The 22,635-nt window shown below is 67.4% G+C and carries 23 protein-coding genes; 11 read left to right on the top strand and 12 right to left on the bottom strand.

The genetic code is table 11. From position 1 onward, the window contains the following. Positions 1-29: 29 nt before the first annotated feature. Positions 30-1,514 carry an acetyl-CoA acetyltransferase gene (locus AWC17_RS31105; protein ID WP_046182628.1) on the top strand — a complete coding sequence of 495 codons (1,485 nt, stop codon included), beginning with the start codon at positions 30-32 and terminating at the stop codon, positions 1,512-1,514. A 111-nt stretch (positions 1,515-1,625) separates the two neighbouring features. Beyond that, positions 1,626-3,734, top strand: a complete 2,109-nt coding sequence (locus tag AWC17_RS31100) for an NAD(P)H-binding protein (RefSeq protein ID WP_046182627.1) — start codon at positions 1,626-1,628, stop codon at positions 3,732-3,734. Here the strand turns inward: AWC17_RS31100 and AWC17_RS31095 are convergent. The 7 genes from AWC17_RS31095 to lon all read right to left on the bottom strand — a co-directional run bounded on the left by AWC17_RS31095 (position 3,723) and on the right by lon (position 10,240). Then, complete coding sequence (locus tag AWC17_RS31095) at positions 3,723-4,955, bottom strand: NAD(P)/FAD-dependent oxidoreductase (protein ID WP_046182636.1); 1,233 nt, start codon at positions 4,953-4,955, stop codon at positions 3,723-3,725. The genes AWC17_RS31100 and AWC17_RS31095 overlap by 12 nt on opposite strands. Before the next feature lie 49 nt (positions 4,956-5,004). Further along, complete coding sequence (locus tag AWC17_RS31090; protein WP_046182626.1) at positions 5,005-5,730, bottom strand: DUF72 domain-containing protein; 726 nt, start codon at positions 5,728-5,730, stop codon at positions 5,005-5,007. Then, complete coding sequence (locus AWC17_RS31085) at positions 5,727-6,362, bottom strand: endonuclease (protein WP_046182625.1); 636 nt, start codon at positions 6,360-6,362, stop codon at positions 5,727-5,729. The genes AWC17_RS31090 and AWC17_RS31085 overlap by 4 nt, the downstream gene beginning before the upstream one ends. Before the next feature lie 43 nt (positions 6,363-6,405). Beyond that, positions 6,406-6,738 carry a TfoX/Sxy family protein gene (locus AWC17_RS31080; RefSeq protein ID WP_046182624.1) on the bottom strand — a complete coding sequence of 111 codons (333 nt, stop codon included), beginning with the start codon at positions 6,736-6,738 and terminating at the stop codon, positions 6,406-6,408. A 10-nt stretch (positions 6,739-6,748) separates the two neighbouring features. Continuing rightward, entirely contained in the window at positions 6,749-7,138 is a 390-nt protein-coding gene (locus tag AWC17_RS31075; RefSeq protein WP_141224870.1) for a nitroreductase family deazaflavin-dependent oxidoreductase, read from the bottom strand. A gap of 90 nt (positions 7,139-7,228) precedes the next feature. Next, a complete protein-coding gene (locus AWC17_RS33760) occupies positions 7,229-7,714 on the bottom strand; it encodes a hypothetical protein (protein ID WP_231588382.1) in 486 nt (161 codons plus the stop codon). A gap of 204 nt (positions 7,715-7,918) precedes the next feature. Next, positions 7,919-10,240, bottom strand: coding sequence for an endopeptidase La (lon, locus tag AWC17_RS31065; protein ID WP_046182622.1), 2,322 nt, complete (start codon positions 10,238-10,240; stop codon positions 7,919-7,921). Between the two features lie 23 nt (positions 10,241-10,263). Here lon and AWC17_RS31060 point away from each other — a divergent pair, with 23 nt between their 5' ends. Beyond that, entirely contained in the window at positions 10,264-11,499 is a 1,236-nt protein-coding gene (locus tag AWC17_RS31060) for a phytanoyl-CoA dioxygenase family protein (protein WP_082122899.1), read from the top strand. Positions 11,500-11,583: 84 nt separating this feature from the next. Here AWC17_RS31060 and AWC17_RS31055 read toward each other — a convergent pair whose 3' ends face one another. After that, the gene (locus tag AWC17_RS31055; protein ID WP_046182620.1) at positions 11,584-12,819 is read right to left on the bottom strand and encodes an alpha-hydroxy acid oxidase; all 1,236 of its coding nucleotides are present in this window, start codon (positions 12,817-12,819) and stop codon (positions 11,584-11,586) included. 18 nt (positions 12,820-12,837) lie between these two features. On the opposite strand from AWC17_RS31055, the gene AWC17_RS31050 reads away from it, so the two are divergent. Next, the gene (locus AWC17_RS31050; RefSeq protein WP_046182619.1) at positions 12,838-13,275 is read left to right on the top strand and encodes a DUF1810 domain-containing protein; all 438 of its coding nucleotides are present in this window, start codon (positions 12,838-12,840) and stop codon (positions 13,273-13,275) included. Here the strand turns inward: AWC17_RS31050 and AWC17_RS31045 are convergent. Genes AWC17_RS31045 through AWC17_RS31035 form a run of 3 tightly spaced genes read right to left on the bottom strand, consistent with a single transcriptional unit; the run spans position 13,261 to position 15,728 of the window. Next, complete coding sequence (locus tag AWC17_RS31045; RefSeq protein WP_046182618.1) at positions 13,261-14,571, bottom strand: alpha-amylase family protein; 1,311 nt, start codon at positions 14,569-14,571, stop codon at positions 13,261-13,263. The two genes, AWC17_RS31050 and AWC17_RS31045, sit on opposite strands and share 15 nt — an antisense overlap. 4 nt (positions 14,572-14,575) lie before the next feature. Beyond that, positions 14,576-15,112, bottom strand: a complete 537-nt coding sequence (locus AWC17_RS31040; RefSeq protein WP_046182617.1) for an alkyl hydroperoxide reductase — start codon at positions 15,110-15,112, stop codon at positions 14,576-14,578. Positions 15,113-15,140: 28 nt separating this feature from the next. Further along, a complete protein-coding gene (locus AWC17_RS31035; protein WP_046182616.1) occupies positions 15,141-15,728 on the bottom strand; it encodes a peroxiredoxin in 588 nt (195 codons plus the stop codon). A gap of 101 nt (positions 15,729-15,829) precedes the next feature. Here AWC17_RS31035 and AWC17_RS31030 point away from each other — a divergent pair, with 101 nt between their 5' ends. From AWC17_RS31030 to AWC17_RS31015, 4 genes are read left to right on the top strand one after another with little or no spacing between them, the layout of a single operon-like run. Beyond that, entirely contained in the window at positions 15,830-16,765 is a 936-nt protein-coding gene (locus AWC17_RS31030) for a hydrogen peroxide-inducible genes activator (RefSeq protein WP_046182615.1), read from the top strand. Positions 16,766-16,803: 38 nt separating this feature from the next. Further along, positions 16,804-17,514: an EthD domain-containing protein gene (locus tag AWC17_RS31025; RefSeq protein ID WP_046182614.1), complete on the top strand. Its 711-nt coding sequence runs from the start codon at positions 16,804-16,806 to the stop codon at positions 17,512-17,514. After that, entirely contained in the window at positions 17,511-17,954 is a 444-nt protein-coding gene (locus AWC17_RS31020) for a TIGR03618 family F420-dependent PPOX class oxidoreductase (RefSeq protein ID WP_046182613.1), read from the top strand. Before AWC17_RS31025 ends, AWC17_RS31020 begins: the two co-directional genes overlap by 4 nt. An 18-nt stretch (positions 17,955-17,972) precedes the next feature. Then, positions 17,973-18,725, top strand: coding sequence for an enoyl-CoA hydratase/isomerase family protein (locus tag AWC17_RS31015; RefSeq protein ID WP_046182612.1), 753 nt, complete (start codon positions 17,973-17,975; stop codon positions 18,723-18,725). A gap of 12 nt (positions 18,726-18,737) precedes the next feature. Here AWC17_RS31015 and AWC17_RS31010 read toward each other — a convergent pair whose 3' ends face one another. Next, on the bottom strand, positions 18,738-18,923 hold the full coding sequence (locus AWC17_RS31010) for a (2Fe-2S)-binding protein (protein WP_046182611.1): 186 nt from the start codon (positions 18,921-18,923) through the stop codon (positions 18,738-18,740). Between the two features lie 359 nt (positions 18,924-19,282). On the opposite strand from AWC17_RS31010, the gene bfr reads away from it, so the two are divergent. The 3 genes from bfr to AWC17_RS30995 all read left to right on the top strand — a co-directional run bounded on the left by bfr (position 19,283) and on the right by AWC17_RS30995 (position 22,495). Continuing rightward, entirely contained in the window at positions 19,283-19,762 is a 480-nt protein-coding gene (bfr, locus tag AWC17_RS31005; protein WP_046182634.1) for a bacterioferritin, read from the top strand. Positions 19,763-19,877: 115 nt separating this feature from the next. Continuing rightward, positions 19,878-21,956 carry an MDR family MFS transporter gene (locus AWC17_RS31000; protein WP_046182610.1) on the top strand — a complete coding sequence of 693 codons (2,079 nt, stop codon included), beginning with the start codon at positions 19,878-19,880 and terminating at the stop codon, positions 21,954-21,956. Between the two features lie 44 nt (positions 21,957-22,000). Next, a complete protein-coding gene (locus tag AWC17_RS30995) occupies positions 22,001-22,495 on the top strand; it encodes a carboxymuconolactone decarboxylase family protein (RefSeq protein WP_046182609.1) in 495 nt (164 codons plus the stop codon). The last annotated feature ends 140 nt before the right edge of the window (positions 22,496-22,635 follow it).

The raw sequence follows: 22,635 nt of genomic DNA, 5'->3' as shown, positions 1-22,635 counted from the left end.
CGGATTGATAGCCACGCTAAATTCGTCGTATGACCGTGGACCCCAGGACACCGGTGTTGATCGGCTACGGCCAGGTCAACCACCGCGACGAGATCGATCCGGAGAAGCGGTCCGTCGAGCCGATAGACCTGATGGCGGCCGCGGCCCGGCAGGCCGCCGATTCGCGGGTGATCGAGGCCGTGGATTCCATCCGGGTGGTGAACATCCTGTCGGCGCACTACCGGGATCCCGGGCTGCTGCTAGGCCAGCGGATCGGCGCAAGCGACTTCATCACGCTGTACAGCCCCGTTGGCGGCAATGTGCCGCAGTCGCTGGTCAACCAGGCGTGCCTGGACATCCAGCGGGGCCGGGCTCAGGTGGTGTTGCTGGCGGGGGCCGAGACCTGGCGCACCCGCAGGGGTCTGCGGGCCAAAGGCGGCAAACTCGAGTGGACCGTTCAGGACGCCTCCGTCCCGATGGCCGAGGTCAGCGGCGACGACGTCCAGATGGCCGGCGACGCGGAGATCAGGATCGGGCTGGACCGACCGGCCTACGTCTACCCGCTGTTCGAGCAGGCGCTGCGGATTGCGAACGGCGAGTCGGTCGAGCATCACCGCAACCGCATCGGCGAACTGTGGGCCCGCTTCAACGCCGTCGCGGTCGCCAATCCGCACGCATGGATCCGCAAACCGGTGACCGCCGAGGAGATCTGCGAGCCCGGCCCGCAGAACCGGATGATCAGCTGGCCGTACACCAAGCTGATGAACTCCAACAACATGGTCGACCAGGGCGCCGCGCTCGTCGTGACCTCGGTGGAGCAGGCGAGGCGCCTGCAAGTCCCCGCCGACCGCTGGATCTACCCGCATGCGGGCACCGACGCGCATGACACCTCCGCCATCGCCGAGCGTGACGAGCTGCACCGCTCTCCGGCCATCCGGATCGCCGGTGGCCGGGCGCTGGAGCTGGCGGGCCTCGGCATCGACGACGTCGACTACGTCGACCTGTACTCCTGCTTTCCGTCGGCCGTTCAGGTGGCCGCGGCCGAACTCGGCCTGCCGGTCGACGATTCCGCCCGCCCGCTCACCGTCACCGGGGGGCTGACGTTCGCAGGCGGCCCGTGGAGCAACTACGTGATGCACTCCATCGCCACCATGGCGGAGTTGCTGGCGGCCAACCCCGGGCGGCGCGGCCTGATCACCGCCAACGGCGGCTATCTGACCAAGCACAGCTTCGGCGTGTACAGCACCGAGCCGCCCGCCGAATTCCGTTGGGAAGACGTGCAACCGGCCGTCGACCGGGAGCCCACCCGGGATGGCTTGGTGGAGTGGGAAGGCGTCGGCACGGTCGAAGCGTGGACGACGCCGTTCGACCGCGAGGGACGACCGGAAAAGGCCTTCCTGGCCGTGCGCACGCCCGACGGGTCGCGCACCCTGGCCGTGATCGCCGACAGCGCCGCGGCGCAGGCAACTGTGCGTGAAGACATCGGCGGCGCCAAGGTTGCCGTCGCCGCCGACGGCAGCGGCGCGCTGCAATAACCCGGCCGGAGCCATCCCACCAGCCCAGGGTGCCGTTTCCCCAGTAACGGTCGCTAGGTCATGCCGTCTTGCCTATTGTTTAGTTTTGAGGTCGGGGGAGGTGAGCCCCAGGTGCAGATCCTGGTTACCGACGCCACCGGCGCACTCGGGCGGCTGGTCGCACGACAGTTGATCGCTGCCGGGCACACGGTCACCGGCATTGCTGATAGCCCGCATCCCTGCCTGGACCGCAACGTCGACTTTGTTTGCGCATCGCTGCGCAACCCCGTCCTGCGGGAGCTCACCGAAGAAGCCGACGCGGTGATCCACCTGGCCCCGATCGACACCACAGCGCCCGGCAGCGCCGATATCGACGGCCTCGCGCATGTGACCGATGTGGCCGCCCGCGCCGGCGCCCGGCTGCTGTTCGTGTCCCAGGCCGCGGGGCGGCCCGAGGTGTACCGGCCGGCCGAGGAACTGGTGTCCACGAGTTGGGGGCCCAGCCTGGTAGTCCGCATCGCCCCGCCGGTCGGTCGTCAGCTCGACTGGATGGTGTGCCGGACCGTGGCGACGCTGCTGCGCGCCAAGGTTTCGGCGGAGCCGATGCGGGTGCTGCACGTCGACGACCTGGTCCGCTTCCTGGTTTCGTCGGTGAACGCCGACCGCGCGGGCGTGGTGGACCTCGCCTCCCCGGACACCGTCAACGTGGTCACCGCGTGGCGGATGCTGCGATCCGCCGACCCGCGGTCCCGACTGAATCGGGTGCGCAGCTGGCCCCAGCTCATACCGGACATGGATATCGCGGCGGCACAAGAGGATTGGTCTTTCGAGTTCGGCTGGCAGGCGCTCGAAGCGGTAGCCGACACCGCCCGCGGCCTGGTCGGCCGCCGGATCGCCGCTGCTGGCGCCACCGGCCACGGGCGCCAACTGGCGCTCCCGGTCGAGGTCGCCCCACGCTCCCAACCTTCCGGCGAGGAGCACAGCGCGGCAGCGGAGGGTGTCGAGGGCGAATTCGACGACCGGATCGACCCCCGCTTCCCGATTTTCAGTGCGGGCAAGCTCGCCGAGGCGTTGCCCGGGCCGCTCACCCCCATCACGCTGGACGTCCAGCTCAGCGGATTGCGAACGGCGAACCGGGTGCTGAGTCACGTGCTGGCGCTCGGCGGCGTGGCAGGCGACGAGTGGGGGAACAGGGCCATCGCCGTGTTCGGTCATCGGCCCTACGTCGGGGTGTCGGTCAACATGGTCGCCGCGGCGCAGCTGCCCGGCTGGGATCAGGACGCCGTCGCCCGCAACGCGCTGGTCGGCCGGCCACACGTCGGAGACCCCCTCCCGTTCGGTGAGCCCGCATTGGCGGGTGGGGCCCTGGGGTCCATCGCCAAAGCCGTCGTCGCGGGACGGTCGCTGGCCCTGCTGCGTCATCTCAAGTCCGACACGCGGGCGTACAGCGCAGCCGCCGAAAGGGAACAGCTCGACGCCGCACAGCTGGCGTCCCTGCCCGACGCCGGCCTCGAAGTCCGGATTCGCTTGCTGCGGGACCGCATTCACCAAGGCTGGATCCTCACCGCGTTGTGGCTGATCGACACCGGGGTGACCGCGGCGGCGCTGGAGCACGGCAAGGCGGCGCGCCGCGTGCCCGGTGTGGAAATGATCATGGACAGCACCCGCGTCGCGGCCGAGACCGCCCGGCTGGCCGCAGTGCTGCGGGCAGACCCGCCGCTGTGTGCGCTGGCCCAGGAAGGCAACCTCGCCAGCATCCGTGCTTTGTCGCCCACCACCGCCGCCGCCGTGGATGCCGCCGTGGCCCGCATAGCGCACCGTGGCCCCGGGGAAGCCGAGCTGGCCAGCCAGACATACGCCGACAACCCGGCGATGCTGCTGGCGGCGGCCGGGGAAGTCGCCGTGGCCGCCGCGTCGACGGAGCCGCCGCAGGCGACGCTGGCCCAGCGGCTGGCCACCAACGCTCGCGATTCCCGTGAGCTCGCCCACGACACGACGTTGCAGTTCACCCATCAACTCCGGATGACGTTGCGGGAACTGGGATCCCGTCGAGCCGCGGCGGACCTGATCGACGTCGTCGAGGACGTGTACTACCTGACGTCCGACGAGCTGGTCACCATGCCGGGCGACGCCCGGCTGCGGATCAAACGCCGCCGCACCGAACGGGAACGGTTGCAGGTGCAGCGCCCGCCCGACGTCATCGACGGGACGTGGACTCCCGTCGAAGCGTCAGCCCAATAGCTCCGCCAGCGGGAACTCAGGATCGGCCAGCTTGTCGGGGTCGACGGAAGTCCTGGATCTGATCAGCGCTTTGACGTCGTCGAGCACATCCCAGATGTTGACGTTCATCCCGGCCAGCACCCGGTTGTCGCCGTCGAGCCAAAACGCGACGAATTCACGTTTGGCAACGTCACCCCGGAACACCACGCGCTCAAAGCCGGGCGCGTGCCCGACGTACTCCATTCCGAGGTCGTATTGGTCGGTGAAGAAATAGGGCAGCTCAACGTATTCGCCCGGCTTGCCTAGCATCCCGGCCGCCGCCACCGCGGGCTGCTTGAGCGCATTGGCCCAGTGCTCGGTGCGGATCCGGCCGCCAAGCAGGGGGTGTTCTGCGGCGGCGATGTCGCCAACCGCATAGATGTCAGGATCGCTCGTCCGCAGTGACGCATCGACCAGCACACCACCGTCGCCGACGGCGAGCCCGGCCTGTTCGGCGAGTTCGACGTTCGGCTTGGCGCCGACGGCCACCAACACCGCATCAGCGGCAACCGTCGACCCATCACGCATTTTCAGTCCGGTGGCTTTACCGCCGGTCGTCATGATCTCCTCCACCTGCGCCTCGAGCCGCAAGTCCACCCCGTGATCGCGATGCAGTCTGGCGAACACTTCGCCCGCCGCTTCGCCGAGCGCGGCCACCAGCGGTTGTTTGGCCGTCTCGACGACGGTCACGTCGACGCCACGCTGGCGGGCAGCGGCGGCCACCTCCAGGCCGATCCACCCGGCTCCCACCACCGCCAGCGAAGACCCTTCCGTGAGAACAGAATTCAGGGCCACAGCATCGTCGTAGGTGCGCAGATAGTGGACAGCGTCGGCGCCGGCCCCCGGTATCGGCGGGCGCCGGGAGGCCGATCCCGTCGCCAGCAGCAGTTTCTCGTACCGCACTGTGGTGCCGTCGGGGAGCGCGACGGCATGTTCGCCTGGGTTCAAGGCCGACACCCGCGCACCGAGTCTCAGGTCGACATCGTGGTCGTGGTACCAGTCGGAGTTCTGCACGGTGAAATCGCTCAGGGCCTTCTTTCCAGCCAGGTACTCCTTGGAAAGCGGAGGCCGCTCGTAGGGCAGATGTTCCTCTTCGGCGAATAAGGTGATTTGCCCGTCAAATCCGCCGTCGCGCAATGCTTCCACCGCTTTTGCTCCAGCAAGCCCGCCGCCGATGATGACGAATCTGATAGAGCGGGCCATGATTGTCACTCCGTTCCGTCGTCGACATCCCCAGCCTACTCGGCCCCGCCTATCGCAAAAGTTCTTGCAATGTCAGCGCGTTGCGCACCGCGTGGCCGCCCAGGTCGTTGTTGAAATACATCCACACGTCCTTGCCGTCGCTCTGCCACGCGACGATCCGGTCGGCCCACCGCCGCAGCTCGTCATTCGAATAGCAGCCCGCATAGATCGCGTCCTGATCGGGACCGTGCATGCGGACGTACGCCAGATCGGTGGTCGCCCGCGGCACGCAGGCCAGTCCGGCGCCGCTCATCACCACGTAGGCGGCGCGGCGGCGTTCCAGCAGGTCGTAGACGCCCGCGTCGTTCCAGGACGGATGGCGCAGCTCGACGGCCACCCGGATCCACTCCGGTACGCTGCCCAGGAAAGCATCCAGGCGCGCGTCGTCGCGCTGCTGCTCGGGGTGCAGTTGAACCAGCAGCACCCCGCGGCGATCACCCAGGAGTTCCCAGCAGCGCTCGAAGCGCTCGATCCACGGCCCGGCGGATGCCAGGCGGCGATAATGGGTCAGTCCCCGGTGCGCCTTGACCGACATCTTGAAGCCATCCGGCAGTTGGTCGCGCCATCCGGCGAACGTCGAATCCTTGGGCCAGCGGTAGAAACTCGCATTCAACTCGACGGTGTCGAACACCTCGACGTAGCGGGCCAGCCTGCGCGCGGCGGGCAGGCCGGGTGGGTACAGCACGTCCGCCCAATGGTTGTAGGACCACCCGGAGGTACCGATCCGTACGGTCAACCGCTCACCTGCCGCCGCACGTCGTCGTCCAGCGACATCCGGATGAGCGCGGCGGCCAGCCGGGCATTGCCCTGCGGCGCAAGGGCTCCCAGCTTTTTCGGCTGCGTGGGCAGGCCCAGTTGCTTGGCCGCTTCGGTGGCGCGGTCGTCGAAATAGGGCCGCACCCAGCTCCACACGTCTTGCACCTCGCGCAGGTAGATGTCGGCGCCGGTATCCCCAATTCCCTTGAACTGCTTGAGCAAACGCTTCGCCGCGGCGACGTCGTGCCGACTGCGATCGGCGAGCTCCCGCAGATCGCCTGAATATTCGTCGCGCACCCGTTCGGCGATGTCGGTGAGCCGGGTGGCCGAGCTTTCGTCGTAGCGCACGTAGTGGGCGCGGCCGAAGGCGTCGATCATGGTCTGCCGATCCGCGGCCAGCAGCGCATTGGGTGTGCGCAGGCCCGCCTTGAACAGTTCACTCCCGGCGCGCATCGCGATGGCGGCGTCGATCGGCTTGCTGGCCAGCATGCAGATGACCAGCAGTTGAAACAGCGGCATCGGCTTGTCGCTGAGCTTGATTCGCGCCTCGGCGGCATAGGTGGTCCCGGCAACGTCAAGCAGCCGTCGCACCAGTTGCTCACGTGTGGACATACCTGATCACCTATCCACGGCGAGTCCCAGCAAACCGGGCCGGTCACTTGGCCGGCAGGCTGCGCGCGTAGCCGACACCGCGCGTCACCCAACTTTGGAGCTGGCGTTTTGTCCGCACTCCGGCGGCGTCCACCCGTACCCAGCCACGCACGTCACGGCCTGCCATCGCCATGGGGCTGACGTGGGGGCGCTGCAGCATTTTGTCGAGGTCGGCCGCGGGCACCCGGACCAGCAGGCCGCCCTGCCGGCTGACGGCCACGGACATGTTGCCGTTGACCAGGAACGCGAGACCGCCGAACATGCGTTTCTCTTCCACGCCGCGCTCGGAGGCGACAAGTTCGCGGATTTCATTGGCCAGGTCTTCGTCGTAGGCCATGCGCGGCGCGTCAGTCCAGATCGACCCGAATGGTCAGCAAGTCGCTGCCCATCAGGCGCACCACCGCGCTGTTGAGCCGCGGGAGCTCGCCGAGCCGCTGCAGCGGGTCGTCGTCGGGCAGCAGCTGCGCGGTGCCGCTGCGCCACTGACCGCCGATGCGCACCCGAACGGCGGGATTGGCCTTGATATTGCGGACGTAGTCCGAGTGTTCGCCGTGTTCGGAGACCATCCAGAACTGGTTGTCGACCAGGCGTCCGCCGACGGCGGTGCGCCGCGGCTTGCCGCTCTTGCGGCCGGTGGTCTCCAGGATGATCCCGGGCATCTGCCGGCCCACCGGGTTCACGAGCAGCCGTTGCACACGGTGGACCACTTGGCGTTTGAGAGTCATGTACCTATTCAACGCCGCGCCTGCTTGCGCTGTCACCGTGCGACGAGAACAGCCGCCCCCTTTCGGGGGCGGCTGCCACATTCCGGCTTTCAGGTACCGGCTTTAGGTCCCGGGGTTGATCCCGCCGCTGACCTGGCCTGAGCCTGAGGTCCCGCCTACGGGCGTGAACACCTGGAAACCAGTAGACGTGTTGACGCCCCACTGGCCCAGATCCGGGTTGAATACGACCGGAAGTGCGGTCCCGTCGGGGTCACCCACCGGCGGAACCCAGGTTGCCGGCAGTCCGTAGCGGCCCGGGTCGTTGTAGTGCCCCGGCGGGGGGAACCGATCCTGTCCCGGCGGAAGCGGGGTGCCCGGTCCGTTGCAGTTGACGCCCGGTCCGCCGTTACAAATTGGCCACCCCTGTGCGGGCAACTGCCCGTGCCCAGGCAGATCACGGTCCGGACCCGGCACATTCGGGCCCGGAATGTTCGGGCCGGGCCCCGGCACACCCGGCTCGGCTTGCGCCAAACCGGCGCCGATTCCGAACGCCGCGGACGTGATGGTGCCGGCCATGACCGCGCCGGCTGCGATTCTGTTCAACTTCATGATGAATCCCCTTGTCGAGCAGTTTGGCTGCCTACGCAGCTGAAACAATTGACTTGGTGATTCGCTCACCCCATCGCCCTTACGGGCAGTCGAACCTCCAACCATCAATTACCCGACGCAAGCACGTTGAAAACCTCTTCGGCTTACTTGCTGGTAGCCGGGCCGATAGCTCGACACACAGTGAATAGGCTCGGCGTCGACATATCAGGCCGCGGCCGTCACCGTCTGCGCGACCGGTTCAAGGGCCTGCGCGACGATGTCGGCGACGTCGGTCATCGGGCGCACGTCCAGCGTGTCGAGCACCTCGGCCGGCACGTCATCCAGATCCGGCTCGTTGCGCGACGGGATGAAGACCGTTGACAGGCCCGCCCGCTGGGCCGCAAGCAGCTTCTGCTTCACGCCGCCGATCGGCAACACCCGGCCGTTCAGCGTGACCTCGCCGGTCATGCCGACATCGGATCGCACCTGACGTCCGGTGGCCATCGACACCAGGGCGGTCACCATGGTGACACCTGCCGACGGGCCATCCTTGGGCACCGCGCCGGCGGGCACATGCACGTGGATGCGCCGGTCCAGGGCCTTGGGGTCGACACCCAACTGGTCGGCGTGGGAGCGCACGTAGGACAGCGCGATCTGCGCCGACTCCTTCATCACGTCACCCAGCTGGCCGGTTAACTGCAAACCCGCCTCGCCGTCCGTAGCGCCGGCTTCGATGTAGAGCACGTCGCCGCCCAGGCCGGTGACGGCCAGGCCGGTGGCCACACCGGGTACCGCCGTGCGTTCGGCCGATTCCGGCGTGAACCGCGGACGGCCAAGGTAGTCGACTAGGTCCGGCTCGTCGATGGTGATCGGCTCGGACGTTTCCGCCAGCTTGGTGGTCACCTTGCGCAGCGCCTTGGCCAACAGCCGCTCGAACTGCCGCACTCCGGGCTCCCGGGTGTAGTCGGCGGCGATCTTGCGCAACGCGGCATCGGTCAGGGCGACCTCGTCCTCGGTCAGCGCCGCCCGTTCCCGCTGCCGGGGCAGCAGATAGTCCCGCGCGATGGCGACCTTGTCGTCTTCGGTGTAGCCGTCGATCTGCACCAGTTCCATGCGGTCCAGCAGGGCCGACGGGATGTTCTCGATCACGTTGGCGGTGGCCAGGAACACCACGTCGGACAGGTCCAGATCCAGGTCCAGGTAGTGGTCGCGGAAGGTGTGGTTCTGCGCCGGGTCGAGGACCTCCAGCAGCGCCGCGCTCGGGTCACCCCGATAGTCGGAACCGACCTTGTCGATTTCGTCCAGCAGCACGACGGGGTTCATCGTCCCCGCCTCACCGATGGCACGCACGATGCGGCCCGGCAGCGCGCCCACATAGGTGCGCCGGTGCCCGCGGATCTCGGCCTCGTCGCGCACACCGCCCAGGGCGACACGCACGAACTTGCGGCCCAGCGCCCGGGCGACGCTCTCACCCAGCGACGTCTTGCCGACGCCGGGGGGACCGGCCAGCACCATCACCGCGCCCGAGCCGCGGCCGCCGACGACCTGCAGCCCACGCTGGGCACGGCGTGCACGCACGGCCAGATATTCGACGATGCGGTCCTTGACGTCCTCGAGGCCGTGGTGGTCGGCGTCCAGAACGTCGCGCGCGGCCTTCAGGTCGGTCGAGTCTTCGGTCCTGACGTTCCAGGGCAGGTCGAGCACGGTGTCCAGCCAGGTGCGTATCCAGCCGCTTTCCGGGCTTTGGTCGCTGGACCGTTCCAGCTTGCCGACCTCCCGCAACGCGGCCTCGCGCACGTTCTCGGGCAAATCGGCGGCCTCGACGCGGGCGCGGTAGTCGTCGGACCCGTCGGGCTCGCCCTCACCGAGTTCCTTGCGGATGGCGGCCAGCTGCTGGCGCAGCAGGAACTCCTTCTGCGTCTTCTCCATGCCCTCGCGGACATCCTCGGCGATCTTGTCGTTGACCTCTACCTCGGCGAGGTGGGCGCTGGTCCAGTCGATCAGCACGCGCAGCCGCTCGGCGACATCCTCGGTCTCAACCAGTTGCCGCTTCTGCTCGCTGGACAGGTAGGACGCGTATCCCGAGGTGTCCGCCAACGCCGACGGGTCGGTCAGCCTGTTGACGTAGTCGACGATCTCCCAGGCCTCGCGCCGTTGCAGCATGGCCAGCAGCAGCTTCCTGTACTCCGCTGTCAGCGCCTTGACTTCGTCCGTGGTCTCGACCTCGGGGACTTCGGTCACCTCGACCCACAGTGCCGCGCCGGGCCCGGACGCTCCCGTCCCGATCTGCGCCCTGCGCTCACCGCGCACGACGGCCGCGGTGCCGCCCCCTGCGATGCGTCCGACCTGCAAGATCTTGGCGATCACACCGTGCGACGGGTACCGGTCGTCTAGCCGGGGCGCGATCAGCAGCTGCCCCGATTCACTGGCCTGGGCGGCGTCGATCGCCGTCCGCGCGGCCTCGTCGAGCGCGATCGGAACGACCATTCCGGGCAACACGATGGTGTCGGTGACAAACAACACCGGCAAAGATTTGGCTTCAGCCATCAATCCTCCAAAAACTGAGTCTGATGCGCTCAACCCAGCTCGGTGCCGGTTTGTTCCCGTCGCGACCGCGCCACACGTGCGCGAGGAATGTGGTGGCCACCACCTCAGCGTTCTTGGATAATCATCCCGTGCCGCTGACCATTGCCGTCCCGCACACGCTTGACCCGGACATCCTCGAATCCGCGGCCAGAGACCTCGCATCCACCGGTGCGATCACGTTCCTCGTCGACCACGAGGCGGTTACCTACGCCGTCGACGGTTCGACGATCTGCGTCCGTGAGGGGCAGGGTGACGGTGATGTCGCGGTACGCCTTTCCCGGCAGGCCTGGGACGACATGACTGGCCAGGTCCGCACGATCATCAACCTGCTGCTGAGTAACGACCTGGCTTTCGAGCGGGGCGGATTCGAGCAGCTCGCCGACTGGGACCCGATCCTGCGATACCTGCACGCCGGCATCCCGCCCTACGATCCGGCTCGAGCCGACTTGGAGGGGCGCGACCCACACGCCGCGTTCGCGCTCGATGCGAGCGATGCGGAGCTGGCCGCACAGCTGCAGACGATGGGCTACCTGCACGTCAAGGGGGTGTTCGGCGCCGACGAGATGCGGGTCGCCAACCGCGAGATCGACCGCCTTGCGGCGCAGGCCCATGCCGGGGATGACCAGTCCTGGTGGGCCACCGCTGAGGACGGCAGTAGCGTGCTGTGCCGCTTGGTGTACGCGACGTTGCGCTCGCCGGCTCTCGCCGCGCTGGAAAGCGATCCGAGAGTGCGCAGGCTCGGCACCCTCATCGATCCCGCGCTGCGCGTGGCCCCCGACCGCATGGAAGGCAGCGCCGTACTGCTCAAGGTGCCGGGGAACACCAGCGGGCTATCCAACATCCCCTGGCATCAGGACTGCGGCGTGGGCGGGCACGCCATCATGTGTCCCGCGGTCAGCGTCGGCATTCAGATCACGGGCTCGGATTCCTCGACCGGCAATCTGCAGGTGGTTCCGGGCAGCCACGGTCAGGCCATTCACTACCGGTGGGAACAGCGGCTACAACAGGTACCGGTGGTGAGCATCGACACCGCCCCCGGCGATGTGACCGTCCACATCCAGGACCTGATGCACGCCTCGCCACGGCCGTCCGGCGTCGGCGGACGGCGCACCATGTACGTCACCCACTACCCGCCGCAGCTCTTCGACTACGTCGGGCCGGGGCAGGCCTTCAACGACCTGGTACGCAACCGCACTGAACAGGTCGCCCGCCTGCAGTAACGCCGCTGAGATTGCCGCCGTGGTCGTCCTGGAAACTCAAAGCACAGCCCTCACGGCAATCTCGGCGGACAAAGTGCACCGCCGTCACTGAACGGGTCCCAGCCGCCGCAGTTGCGTCACGTGCTTGGGCGAAAGCTCCTCGAGACAGGTCACACCCAGCAGCCGCATGGTGCGGATCACCCCTTCGGCCAGGATTTCGATCGCGCGGGTGACGCCGGCTTCGCCGCCGGCCATCAACCCGTACAGGTAGGCCCGGCCGACGAGCGTGCACCGCGCGCCCAGGGCGATCGCCGCCACGATGTCGGCGCCCGACATGATGCCGGTATCCAGCAGGATCTCGGTGTGCTTGCCGACCTCACGCGCGACCGAGGGCAACAGGTGAAAGGGCACCGGGGCCCGATCCAGTTGGCGCCCACCGTGATTCGACAACACGATGCCGTCCGCACCGCGGTCGACGACGGCGCGGGCGTCGTCGAGCGTTTGGATGCCCTTGACGACCAACTTGCCCGGCCACTGCGCCTTGATCCACTCCAAGTCATCGAAGGTGAGACTGGGGTCGAACATGGTGCTCAGGTACTCGGCGACGGTCCCCGGCCAGCGGTCCAGCGACGCGAAGGCCAGCGGCTCGGTGGTCAACAGGTCGAACCACCATTTCGGGTGCGGCACCGCATCCAGGACGGTGCGCAGGGTCAGCGTCGGCGGGATCGTCATCCCGTTGCGGTTGTCGCGCAACCGGGCCCCGGAGACCGGGACGTCGACGGTGGCCAGCAGGGTGTCGAAACCCGCGTCGGCGGCGCGCCGCACCAGCGCCATCGAGCGTTCGCGGTCGCGCCACATGTACAGCTGAAACCATTTCCTGCCCTGGGGAACAGCAGTCACCAGGTCCTCGATCGCGCAGGTGCCGAGCGTGGACAGCGAGAACGGAATGCCGGCCCTGGCCGCCGCCGACGCGCCGGCGATCTCGCCCTCGGTGTGCATCAACCGGGTGAAGCCGGTGGGCGCGATGCCGAACGGCAAGACGACCGGTTGACCCAGGACGTTCCAGCCGGCGGTGACGTTGGTGACATCACGCAGGATCGCCGGGTGAAACTCGATGTCGCGGAAGGCTTGTCGAGCGCGCTCGAGGGAAAGCTCGTCCTCGGCGGCGCCGTCGGCGTAGTCGAACGCCGCCCTCGGCGTGCGCCGTTGGGCGATGCGTCGCAGATCTTCGATGGTGTGCGCGGCGTCGAGGCGACGCTTGGTCGCGTCGAACTGCGGTCTCTTGAACTGGATCAGCGGCGCGAGATCGCGCACCTTGGGCACTCGTCGTTGGACTGCCATATGTGCAACCGTAGTCACATGGCACCGGAGAGCGACCCCTTCGACCTGGAGCGCTTCGTCGACGCGCAGGCCCCGGTGTACCGCAACGTGGTCGACGAACTACGCGCCGGACGAAAACGCAGTCACTGGATGTGGTTTGTCTTCCCGCAGCTGCGCGGCCTGGGCGGCAGCCCGACCGCGGTGCACTACGGCATCTCTTCGCTCGAGGAGGCCCGCGCATACCTGCGGCATGAGCTGCTCGGGCCGCGACTGCACGAGTGCGCTCAGCTGGTCAACCAGGCGCAGGGCCGGTCGGCCGGGGACATCTTCGGCTCGCCCGACGACCTCAAGCTGCGCTCGTCGATGACGCTGTTCGCCCACGCGACCGACGACAACGAGGATTTCCTCGCGCTCCTCGACAAGTACTACGACGGCCGGCAGGACGAACTGACGCTGGCGCGCCTAGACAGTGCTTAAAATCCGCCACCCATGCGGCTCGACAACCACCGCGTCGACAACTTCCTGCGGTGGCGCCGAGGATCCGCCGACGACCTGGCGGTGGGCCGTGCCCAGCTCCGACAGCGGCACCCGCAGCGGCTCATCGCCGATGTTCAGCGCGACCAGCAGCGCGTGGTCACCGCTGCGGGTCTCGTACACGTAGTGCCGGTTTTCCAGCCGCAACGCGGTGGTCGACGCCCTGTGCAGCCATGGATGACGACGGCGCAACCCGACAAGGAACTGGTGCAACGCCCACACATCCGCACCGAAGGCATCCAATTCCATTGGGGGAGAGCCGAATTCAGGCCGCACCGCGTCGTCCCCGCCGTAGCGCTCCTCCTTGACACCGCGGAATCCCAGTTCGTCGCCCGCGTACACGCTGGGTACGCCGCCGACGGTCAGCAGGATCACCAGCGCATGCGCCACGTGCTCAAGGCGTTCCAGCCGGCTGGCGATGCGGGTGACGTCGTGGTTGCCGATGAAGGTGAGCGGGGCGAAGCTCTCCAGGAACTCGCCATGCCGCTGCAGCGCCCAGTCCAGCTCGAAGAAGTTGCCGTCGTTGAGGCTGCTCCAGATCGCCTTCCAGAGCTCGTATTGGGTGGCGGAGTCGAACGTGGCGGCCCGCACCACCGCGGCGTAGTCGCCGTGGATGAGCTCGCCGACGAACCAGGCGTCCGGGAACCGCTCGCGCACCCGCGGCAATGTCGACGCCCAAAACCGTTCTGGGACCGTGTAAGCCGCATCGAGGCGCCAGCCGTCGGCGCCGCGTTCCAGCCAGTGCGCCATTACGTCCACGGTGTAGTCGACCACGTCGGGGTTGTCATGGTTGAGCGTGATCAGCTCCGAGTGGCCCTCGAACGTGTGAAAGCGCCCCGGGCGCCCGCGAAACCAGCGCGCGGCCGCCTCGTCGTGCGGCGCCTCTTGGTAGCGCGGGAAATTCACGCCGACGTGATTGAATACGCCGTCGAGCAGGATGCGCAGGCCGCGGCGACCGGCTTCGGCGACGAGGTAATCGAAATCGGCGTCGTCACCGAGCCGGGGATCGATGCGGTAGTGGTCGGTGGTGTCGTATCCGTGTGCGCGCGAGGCGAAGATCGGTCCCAGCGCAACGCCCGACGCGCCCAGTGCGATGGCGTGGTCGAACCAGTCGACGAGCCGCCGCAGCCGGCGTTCGTTCGGCTGCGGCGGCTCTGACGACGCGGGAAAGGCGCCGACGAACCCCAGCGGATAGACCTGCCACCAGATCGCGTGCTCTACCCAGGCTGGTGCCGTCACTGCGTCAGCCGACGGTGGTCAGCGTCTGGGAGGCCACGATCGCTTGTGCCACGCCCGAAACGATGGCCGCGGCCTTCAGCGCCTCCTGGATGGTTTCCCGGGTTACACCCGCCTCGCGCAGCGTGTGTTCGTGGGAGGCCACGCAGTCCGGGCACCCGTTGATCGATGACACCGCGAAGCACCACAGCTCGAAGTTCGCCTTCTCCACGCCGGGATTGGCGATGATGTTCATCCGCAATCCCGCACGCAGATCGTCGTACTTGCCGTCGAGGAAGCCCCGGCCGCGGTAGAACACATTGTTCATACCCATGATCGACGCGGCTCCCAGCGCCGCGTTGTAGGCCTCGGCGGACAGGATGTCGGCCGCGTCGGCACCGATCTCGCTGATTACCTGGGTGTTCCGTGTCGCCGCGGCGCTAGCCAGCAGGGTGCCCCACAGCTGCTCCTCGTTGAGCTCGGTAGTGCGCGTGATCGAGCCCAGGTTGAGCTTGAGGTCCTTGGCGTACTCGGGTAGCGCTTCCTTGAGGTTCTCGACGCTCATCTCGCCTCCCTGATCAGACCCTAGGTGATTAAGCCGACGCCTTGAGCAGCTCGGCGGCGTTCAGCGTCGGGTCGCCCTTGCGCCAGTTGCAGGCGCACAGCTCGTCGGACTGCAGCGCGTCCAGAACCCGCAGCACTTCCTCCACGTTGCGTCCCACGGAACCCGCGGTGACCGAAACGAATTGGATCTCGTTGTTGGGGTCGACCAGGAAGGTCGCCCGGTCCGCCACACCCTCGGCGTTGAGAACGCCGGTGGCCAGGCTCAGCTCCCGCTTGATGTCCGAGAGCATGGGGAACGGCAGCTTCTTCAGGTCTTCGTGCTGGGCGCGCCAGTTGAAGTGCACGAACTCGCTGTCGATCGAGACGCCCAGGACCTGCGCGTCGCGGTCGGAGAACTCGTCGTTCAGCTTGCCGAACGCGGCAATCTCGGTCGGGCACACGAAGGTGAAGTCCTTGGGCCAGAAGAACACAACGCGCCACTTGCCGGCGTGGTCCTCGTCGGTGACGGTGGTGAAGTAGTCCTCGGGCTGTTTGGCGTCGACCTTGGACAGGTCGCCCGCGATCAGCGCAGTGAGCTCGTAGGCGGGGAACTGGTCGCCGATGGTCAGCAAAGGCATGGCTCTCCTAATTTGGATTTAGTCAAGATTAGCTTTCGTCCCTCATGTTGCCGCGTACGCCGTCTGAAGTAAAGGTGATATTTCCCACTACACTTATAGGTATGCCCGATAGGATTTATCAGCCGACGATCGCCGGCCTCCGCGCGTTCGCCGCGATCGCCGAGAAGCGTCAGTTCAGTTCCGCCGCAACCACTCTCGGTGTCAGCCAGTCCACGTTGTCGCAGGCGCTGGCCGCGCTGGAGACGGGGCTGGGCACCCAGCTCGTCGAGCGCTCGACGCGGCGTGTCCTCTTGACGGCGGAGGGCACGGAACTGCTGCCGCGCGCCCAGGCCGCGATCGAGGCGGTGGACGCGTTCACCGCCGCCGCCGCGGGGTCATCCGATCCGCTGCGGGCCGGGATGCGGCTGGGACTGATTCCGACGGTCGCGCCGTACGTCTTGCCGACCGTGCTGGCCGGCCTCGCCGAGCAATTCCCCGGAGTGACGTTGCGGGTGACGGAAGACCAGACCGAACGGCTGATGACGGTGTTGCGCGAGGGGGCGCTGGACGCGGCGCTCATCGCCTTGCCCGCCGACGCCGGCGGAGTCACCGCGATCCCGATCTACGACGAGGATTTCGTCCTCGCGCTACCGCCCGGGCACCCGCTGTCGGGAAAACGGCGGGTCCCGGCAACGGCATTGGCCGACCTGCCCCTGCTGCTGTTGGACGAGGGGCACTGCCTGCGCGATCAGGCGCTGGACGTGTGCCACAAGGCGGGCGTGCGAGCGGAGCTGGCCAACACCCGGGCGGCGTCACTGGCCACCGCGGTGCAATGCGTGACCGGCGGCTTGGGGGTGACGCTGATTCCGCAGAGTGCGGTACCGGTCGAGGCGACGCGGAGCCGCCTCGGCCTGGCGCAGTTCGCCGCGCCCCGGCCCGGACGGCGCATCGGTTTGGTGTACCGCTCGTCCAGCGGCCGCGACGAGTCCTACCGGCAGCTGGCCGGGATCATCGGCGCATTGATCAGCAGCCAGCACCAGGTGCGGCTGGTCAAATAGCGCGGCCGACGAGGTCCCCCCGCGGGTAGGTTCTGCCTATGGAAAAGGTCATCGCCGTCCTGATGCGTGCCGATTCGGACGAGGGGTGGTGCGCGCGCCAGCGGGGTCCCGTCGCCGACGCCCTGTTGGAGCTGGGCCTGCCGGGGCTGTCGGTCAACGTTCGCGACGACGCCGTGCGCCATTCGCTGATGACGCTCACGACGCTGGACCCGCCGGTCGCGGCGGTGGTGAGCATGTGGACCCAGCAGTGCTACGGAGAGCAGATGGCGGCAGCGCTGACCCTGCTCGAGGCCGAATGCGAGCAACTCGCCGCGTACTTGGTCACCGAGTCGGTCCCGCTGAAAGCACCGGCGAACGAACCAGGTGCTCGCACAACGGGTTTGGCCAATATTGCGCTGCTGCGCCGGCCCGCCGGACTGGACCAGGACAGCTGGCTGACCCGCTGGCAACGCGACCACACCTCGGTGGCCATCGAAACGCAGTCGACCTTCGGCTACACCCAGAACTGGGTGGTGCGGACCCTCACCCCGGACGCACCGGGAATCGCGGGCATCGTCGAAGAGTTGTTCCCCGAGGAGGCGATCACCGATCTCAAGGCGTTCTTCGGTGCCGCCGACGACACCGACCTGCAGGACCGGTTGGGCCGAATGGTCGCCAGCACCACGGCGTTCGGCGCCAACGAGAACATCGACACCGTCCCCACCAGCCGCTACGTCTTCAAGACACCGTTCATCGAGGAACTCACATGACAACTTTGCGCGACGCCGTGGCGTTGGCCGCGGCGGAAAATGGCCTGGCGATCGTGTCCACCGTTCGTGCCGACGGAACGGTGCAGGCTTCGCTGGTCAACGTCGGCCCGTTGCCGCACCCCGAAAGCGGCCAGGACGTCTTGGGCTTCACCACCTACGGCAAGGTCAAATTGGCCAACCTTCGGGCGCGACCGCAGCTGGCGGTCACCTTCCGCCAGGGATGGCAGTGGGCGACGGTCGAGGGCCGCGCGGAGCTGGCCGGTCCGGACGACACGCAGCCCTGGCTGACGGCTGACGACCAGTTGCGGCTGTTGCTCCGCGAGGTTTTCACCGCCGCGGGCGGCGCCCACGACGACTGGGACGAGTACGACCGCGTCATGGCCCGGGAGCGCCGCGCCGTCGTGCTGGTCGCGCCCACCCGCGTCTACAGCAACGGCTGACCTCGTTAGGCTGCAGCCGTGACGCTGCAGATCAATGACGAAAAGCGGGTGCGCACCCTCACGCTGAACCGGCCCGAGGCGCTGAACGCATTCAACGAAGCCCTCTACGACGCCACCGCGGAAGCTCTGTTGGCCGCCGCCGAGGATCCCGAGATCGCCGTGGTGCTGCTGACCGGCGCGGGGCGCGGCTTCAGCGCCGGTACCGACCTCGCCGAGATGCAGGCCCGCATCACCGATCCGGATTTCACGCCGGGCAAGCACGGATTCATCGGACTCATCGATGCCCTCAGCGCGTTCCCCAAGCCACTCATCTGCGCGGTCAACGGTGTCGGCGTCGGCATCGGTGCCACGATCCTGGGCTACGCCGATCTGGCGTTCATGTCGTCGACGGCCCGGCTGAAGTGTCCATTCACCAGCCTGGGGGTGGCGCCGGAGGCGGCGTCGTCGTATCTGCTGCCGCAGCTGGTGGGCCGGCAGAACGCGGCCTGGCTGTTGATGTCCTCGGAGTGGGTTGACGCCGACGAGGCGTTGCGGATGGGCCTGGTCTGGCGGGTCTGCGATCCCGAGGATTTGTTGCCCCAAGCCCGTCGGCACGCGGAAATCCTTGCCAGCCGCCCCATTTCGAGCCTGATGGCGGTCAAACACACCATGATGGAACCGGTCCGTCCGGAAATAACCGCCGCCACCGCGCGGGAAAACGCCCACTTCGCCGAACTGATGGGGGCACAGGCCAACGCCGCGGCCCTGGCGGACTTCAACAAAGCCCGCTGATCCGGCGGCGGCCTAGATCGACGGAGCGGTCTCTAGATTCGCCGACGCGGCGATGATCGCCCGCAGCGTCCGTTTGCAGCGCCCGCAGTCGCCACCGGCCCCGCAGGCGGCCGCGACCTCTTTGGAAGTGGAGGCACCGCGCGCGACCACCTCGGACACCGTGTGGTTGGTCACGCCGACACACAGGCAGACGTACATCAGCGCATCCCCTGCATGCGGGCGACATTCCCTTCGTCGACGGCGTGGCCAAGTGAGCGCACTTCGTCCTCCCTCTCGGCATCCCGTGTCACCGGGATTTCGGAGAAAAAAGGGCCGAACCGAAGCCCAGTATTAGTTGAGTCTAACCTAAGTTCGTTAGCGCAGTCTAACCTTACCCGCCAGCAACGTGCCGGACGCGGGCTCCGCACGCCACACACTGAGCACAGCCATACCTTGCTGGAAGATTGCAACCCGTCGTGGCAAAGTGCGGGTACGGCTCGGCTTGGTGTGTTCAGCCCAATGCACCCGGCCCGGGCCCGAGAATGACCACCGTTTCACGTCACCGTAGGGGAGTGATCATGCAAGGGGATCCGGATGTTTTGCGCTTGCTCAACGAGCAGTTGACCGGCGAGCTCACCGCGATCAACCAATATTTCCTGCATTCGAAGATGCAGGACAACTGGGGATTTACCGAGCTCGCCGAGAAAACCCGGGCCGAGTCCTTCGACGAGATGCGGCACGCCGAGGCGATCACCGATCGCATTCTGCTGCTCGACGGCCTGCCCAACTACCAGCGCCTCTTTTCGCTGCGCATCGGCCAGACGCTGCGCGAGCAGTTCGAGGCCGACCTGGCCGTCGAGTACGAGGTGATGGACCGGCTGAAGCCCGCCATCATCCTGTGCCGGGAGAAGCAGGACTCCACCACCGCCAATCTCTTCGAGGAGATCGTGGCGGACGAGGAAAAGCACATCGACTACCTCGAAACGCAGCTGGAGCTGATGGACAAGCTCGGCGTGGAGCTCTATTCGGCGCAGTGCGTCTCCCGGCCGCCGAGCTAAGCCTCGGTTAGGCCGGCGGCCCGGCTGCCCCGACGGGCGCCGTTGCCGCAGCGGTGAGATTGCCTTTGGCCAACCCTGGGCATCCGTTAGCGACGGTCGCCGACGGAAGGCAGGCATGACGAGCCCGACAGCAATCCGAGCCGGTTCCTCGACGGACGCCGCGCCCAGCAGCGCGCTGATCACCCCGCAACGTCGCAACCTGATCTTCGTCGCGATCGTGCTCGGGATGCTGCTCGCGGCGCTGGACCAGACGATCGTCGCGACGGCGCTGCCGACCATCGTCGCCAACCTGGGCGACGCCGGCCACCAATCCTGGGTTGTCACCAGCTATTTGCTGGCTTCGACGATTGTCACCGCACTCGTCGGCAAGCTCGGTGACTCGTTCGGCCGCAAGCGGGTGTTTCAGGGCGCGGTGGTGTTCTTCGTCGTCGGGTCGGTGCTCTGTGGGCTCGCCCAATCGATGGCCATGCTGGTGGGTGCTCGCGCGCTGCAGGGGATCGGCGGTGGCGGGATCACCGTCACGGCCAGCGCGCTCATCGGCGAGGTCGTGCCGCTGCGGGAACGGGGCCGCTATCAGGGCATCCTCGGCGCGGTCTTCGGTGTCACGACGGTCATCGGTCCGTTGCTGGGCGGCTACTTCACCGACTACCTGACGTGGCGGTGGGCCTTCTGGATCAACGTGCCGATCTCGGTGGTGGTCATCTTCGTGGCCGCCGCCGCGATCCCGGCGCTGGCCGCTGCCACCAAACCGGTCATCGATTACGCGGGGATCATATTCATCGGCCTCGGTGCGGCCGGCCTGACGCTGGCCACCAGCTGGGGCGGCACCCTCTACCCGTGGGGTTCGGCGACGATCATCGGGTTGTTCGTCGGCGCCGCGGCGGCGCTCGCGGTGTTCGTGGTGGTGGAACGTCGTGCCGCCGAACCGATCCTGCCGATCCGGCTGTTCAGCAGTCCGGTGTTCACCGTGTGCTGTGTGCTGTCCTTCGCCGTGGGCTTCGCGATGCTGGGCGCGATGACGTTCCTGCCGACGTACATGCAGTACGTCAACGGCGTCTCGGCGACCACCTCGGGTCTGCGCACGTTGCCCATGGTGGTCGGGATGCTGATCACCTCGACGGGCAGCGGCACCATCGTCGGCCGGACCGGCCGTTACAAGATCTTCCCGGTGGCCGGCACGGCCCTGATGGCGCTCGCCTTCTTTCTGATGTCGAGGATGGAGCCGTCCACGTCGGCGCTGATCCAGTCGCTCTATCTGGTCGTCCTGGGTGCCGGCATCGGATTCTCGATGCAGGTGTTGGTCCTCATCGTCCAAAACACCTCGAACTTCGAGGATCTCGGCGTCGCCACCTCCGGTGTGACGTTCTTTCGCACCATCGGCAGTTCATTCGGTGCCGCGATATTCGGCTCGCTGTTCGTCAACTTCCTCAACCGCCGAATGGGCCCGGCGCTGGCGGCAAGCGGCGCGCCCCCCAGCGCCGTGAGTTCCCCGGGGGCCCTGCACCGGCAACCGCACAACGTGGCCGCGCCGATCGTCGCGGCCTACTCCGAATCGCTCACCCAGGTGTTCCTCTGGGCGGCGCCCGTCGCCGTGCTCGGTTTCGTGCTGGCGCTGCTGCTGCGCGAGGTACCGCTGCGGGATATGCACGCCAGCACAGTGGATCTCGGCGACGCCTTCGGGATGCCGACCACCGAGACGCCGGACCAGATGCTCGAGACCGCCATCGCCCGCATGTTGCGTGGCCAGCCGGGCATGCGCCTGCGCAGCATCGCCATGCGGCCCGATTGCCGGCTTGACGTCGCCGGGTTGTGGGGGGTGCTCCGGATCAACCGCTATTCGCAGATGTACGGGACGGCCCGGCTGACCGACATGGCCGACTATTTGCGGATCCCGTTCGAGGTGCTGGAGCCGACCTTCGCGCGCCTGGTGTCGAACGGCTACGCCCAGCGCGAGGGCGAACAGATGTGGCTGACGCCGGCCGGGGCCCAGCAGGTCGCCTATGTGCACTCGCTGCTGCTGGCCTGGCTCGTCGACAAGCTTGCCCGGTCACCGGGCTTCGAGGGCAGGCCGGACCGCCGTGCGGTGGAAGCCGCGCTCGAACGCGTCGCGCATCGCGTGCTGGCGCAACGTGATTGGCCCGACGAGCAGCCGACGATGGCCATCAACGCGGCGCCTGCCGGAGTCACGCGCTAGGACTTGTTCGCCGATAATCCGCGGTGCGGGCGTACCATCACGCCATGAGCCGAATCGGAACATTTGCTGACGACGACCTGGCCGGCTGGTTTGCGAAGTCTCCCGACATCGGCGGCGCGCTCGGCGGATTCAGCCAGGCTGTCTACACCAAGAACCGATTGCCGCTGCGCACCCGCGAACTGGCACGCGCGGTGATCGCCCACCGCAACGAATGCGTCGTCTGCGTGAACACCCGCGACGAAGACGGGCCCGCGGCCGGCGTCGACGAAGAGCTGTACGACCACGCCCGGGAGTGGCGCACCTGGCCCGGCTACAGCGAACAGGAGCGGCTGGCGGCCGAGTTCGCAGACCGATTCGCCAGCGATCACACTGCCTTGCGCGACGACGAGGACTTCTGGAGCCGTTGCTCCGAACACTTCTCCGACGAGCTGCTGGCCGACCTGGCCTTGTCGTGCGCGCTGTGGGTCGGCATGGGTCGAGTGTTGCGGACCCTCGACATCGGCCAGGCTTGCAAGCTGACCATTCCCAGCCGCGCATAGCCGACGACATCACCGCTTCGCCTTCGGGCGGGCCTATCGCGCTGCGACACATAAACGTCTGCGACGACACGCCGGGTGGATTCATACGGTCAGTGCAACATCCGTGGATTTGGGAGGTTGCCATGCCGAGTGGATATCCG

Origin of the sequence: Mycobacterium nebraskense (assembly GCF_002102255.1) — a bacterium.
Lineage (GTDB): Bacteria > Actinomycetota > Actinomycetes > Mycobacteriales > Mycobacteriaceae > Mycobacterium > Mycobacterium nebraskense.
Note: the sequence above shows the minus strand (reverse complement) of the source record. Positions and strands in the feature narration are given on the sequence as shown.